The organism is Devosia sp., from assembly GCF_017307565.1.
Lineage (GTDB): Bacteria > Pseudomonadota > Alphaproteobacteria > Rhizobiales > Devosiaceae > Devosia.
Genome location: NZ_JAFKHD010000296.1, coordinates 1 through 3,263, shown reverse-complemented (window position 1 = coordinate 3,263; position 3,263 = coordinate 1). Strand labels below are relative to the sequence as shown.

The following is a 3,263-nucleotide window of genomic DNA, read 5'->3' as shown; positions in this document are numbered from 1 at the left end:
GCTCGCTAGCGCCACATAGATGAAGGCTGCCCATACCATGTAGTTCGGTATCTCAAGATCGATGCCGATAGGGACCAGCGAGAGCGGGAAATTGGTGAGGCTCCAGAGCAGTGCAAGGTAGGAGAAAAGACCCACGATGCGGCTGATCATGTCGAGCACTTCACCCAGAAGCGCGGTCACGAAAATCCTGCAGTCATCGGCTATGCGCTGGTCGGGATTGTCGATGGCGTAGCCTTTCGGTCCGCCGGCGGTGTCGCCCCAATGCGAAAAGGTGGCGTTGGCCATGTGCCAATACGCCTTGTTGGACAGCCAGATGTCGAGCGCACCCGAGGTTAGACGGCCACGCCAGAGCATTTCGAGGCGCTTGCGCAGTAATTGGCCGACGAGGTGGCGGGCGGAGTTGGCCGCCACGATCAAGCCGAAGATGCCAACCTGGCGGACTGCTTCGGCGCCGTTCATGGCTTCGAGTGCGCCATAGAAAGCCCCGGTCCAGCCGACGATCAGAATGGTCGCGTAAACGCCGCCGAGATCGAGGGCGACGATGACGGCAAAGAGCGCGATGCTCCACTTTCCGCCGGGCCCTGCAAGGCAAAGCTTCATGAGGCGCCAGAACTGGGCGAGAACCTGAGACATCGTCTGCTCCGGAAAAGTTGGGACGCCCGAAGGCGTCCCTTTTGCGTGGCCTAGAAGCGCACCGTGGTGCCGACCTTGAAGGTCCGGCCCGGGCCGACCTGGGCCTCGAGCGGGTTCTGGGCAGCGACGGCGTCGGACGCTGTAGTGGCGTAGCCGGTCAGGGTGTTGGGGAAGTAGCGGGTGTCGAAAATGTTCTGGACGCCAAAGTTGACTTCGACATTTTCGGTCGGCTTCCAGGTGACATAGCCATCGAGGAGGGCATAGCCGTCGGGCTTGAAGGCCGTGGCGGAAGCCCGCTCGGTTGGGCCGGCCGCCAGCGTGCCGATCAGCTCGAACTCAAGCCCATGCTCTGGCATTTCGTAGCGGAGGCCGAGAACCGCCGTGAGCGGAACTGCACCATCGAATGGGGTCGTGGCAGCCCCTGAGCTGACCTTCTGCGTGCCACGCTGCCAGGTCAGGTTGGCCGAGGCGAAGATGTTCTCATAGAGTTCATATTCAGCGCCAACTTCGATGCCGTAGAGATCAACGTTCTCGACATTGTCCGACCAGTAGTGGGACCAGTTGCCCGTCACCGGATTGTAGGTTGCCGATGGCGTCGCCTGTAGACCGCGGATGAAGTTGCTGTATTGGGAATAGAAGCCCGAGACCGAGAACCAGCCCTGTTCGAACTCGCCGCGTAGACCAACCTCATAATTTCGAACCGATTCCGGCTTGAGATTGGCGTTCGGCACCATGGTGATCATGCCGGTGCTGCCGATCGACAGGCCTGACTGGAACAGCTGCTGGGCATTGGGCATCTTGAAGCCCTCGCCATAGGCCGCATAGACCGAGAATGCGTCGGTCAGCTGGTACTGCAGCGACAGCTTCTTGATCAGTTCCGTATGGCTGACCGCGGCTGGTACGAAACCGGGCAGCGCATTGTAGCTGCCATCGGGATCAATGCGATAATTGGCGAGGCGAACACCGGGCGTAATTGTCAGGCGATCGCCGAATGCCTTGATCTCGTCCTGGATGAAGAGGTCGGCGCGAACGGTATCGACCTTGGGGAAGGAGAAGCCGTTATTGTAGGTGCGAGCTCCATAGCCGGTATCCGACCGCCAGGTCTGGTTGATCCCGTCATAGTTGGAGCGCGTGAAATCACCATCGAAGCCATAGGTCAGCGTGTGGGTCGTCGGCCCGAGGTCGAAAGACGAGACCAACTGCAGGTCTGCCTCAAGGAAGGTCTCGCTGTAGTCGCGATATTGCCAGACGCGCTGGGTGCGGGTGGGATAAGTCTGGTAATTGGTGCTGTCTGTGACGCGGCGTTGCGGCGAATACGATAGCTGCCACTTGACGCTGTCGAGCCAGCTGGCGCCGACATTCCATTCATGCTCGAGGGCGACGCGATAGCGCTCCATATCGAGCGTGCGCGGATAGGCAGTGCTCGTATAGCCGGACAGTGCCGCCGAAGAATCCCACACCTGTTGGATGACGGTATTGCGGTCGAAATACTCGCCGGTCAGCGTGATCTTGTGATCGGCATTGGGCGTGGCCACCACCTTGACGAGGCCGTTATAGGCGCTGGTTTCTGCTGGAAAAAGCTCGTTGCAGCGGAAGTTTGCCGGACGCGTGCAGCTGTTCCAGATGCCACCATTGGGATCGCCCTTGGTGAGCTTCGCCTCTTTGGACGAAATATGACCGAAGCTTCCGAGCACCTGTACGGCGCCGAAGTCATAGGCGCCCGTAACCTGCTTCCGCCAGGAACTGTCGTAGCTGTCAAACGCCGTGCGAACTTCGAGCGCCCAGTTCTTGTCCTGGCCTTCAAGCAGGTCGGACGGATCGCGCGTCCGCATGGCCACTGTGCCGCCCAGAGCATCGGCGCCCCAGAGCACCGAATTTGGGCCACGCACAAGTTCGACGGCCTTGAGATTCCAGGTATCGATGAAATCACGGCTGCCGTCGGTGATGCGCTCCTGAATGCGAGAGCCGTCCACCATCATCAGGACGCGATTGCCGCCCATGCCGCGAATGGAGAAGCTATTGAGCTGCCCCCACGGATTGGTGATCGCAGTCTGGCGGTCGACCGACACGCCGGGCTCGTAACGCACGAGATCCTGCATATCGCGCACGACGCGCTTTTCGATGTCTTCCTGAGTAACCACAGTGACGGTCTGAGGCACTTCCAGCAGACGCTTGGCCTGACGCGTTGCCGAGATGACCAGGCGGTCGAGCAGGGTGATCTGCGTTGACGATAGGCTCGGTGCCGATTGCGCAGCAGTCGGGCTGACGCTGGCAGACGCGGTGAAAAGGGAAGCAGCCAAAACAATGGCGCAGGCGGAAGGCGTCAACTGGACGCGGCTACGCCCAGTCGACCTTTGTGGTCGGATCATCAAAGCCCCCAGAATAAGGAAAGGCGGGGCTGGCTTGGCTGGTGATGACTGGCTGCTGGCTACGCAGGCGCAGAGCTAGTTAATATGATATTAGGAGTCAACTATAAATTGGGCTGAACGAAGTTTGTCCCCGGAGATGAGCGCGTTCACGGGCCTGACGGAAACGGCCAAACATCGCGCAAGTAGCCGGTCTCGTCAGCGTCTATCGAGCGCCGCGACAAATGGTCCACGGCGTTCGTCTGCGTGTGTGGGGGCTGATTT

The 3,263-nt window shown here is 60.0% G+C and carries 1 protein-coding gene and 1 pseudogene; both read right to left on the bottom strand.

What is annotated here, in order from left to right:
* Window positions 1-633: pseudogene (locus J0I64_RS08885) on the bottom strand (ABC transporter ATP-binding protein/permease); the annotation flags it as partial.
* 50 nt (window positions 634-683) lie between these two features.
* Window positions 684-2,933 (bottom strand): TonB-dependent hemoglobin/transferrin/lactoferrin family receptor, encoded by a 2,250-nt coding sequence (locus J0I64_RS08880; protein WP_291407260.1) that lies wholly within the window; start codon window positions 2,931-2,933, stop codon window positions 684-686.
* Window positions 2,934-3,263 lie beyond the last annotated feature (330 nt).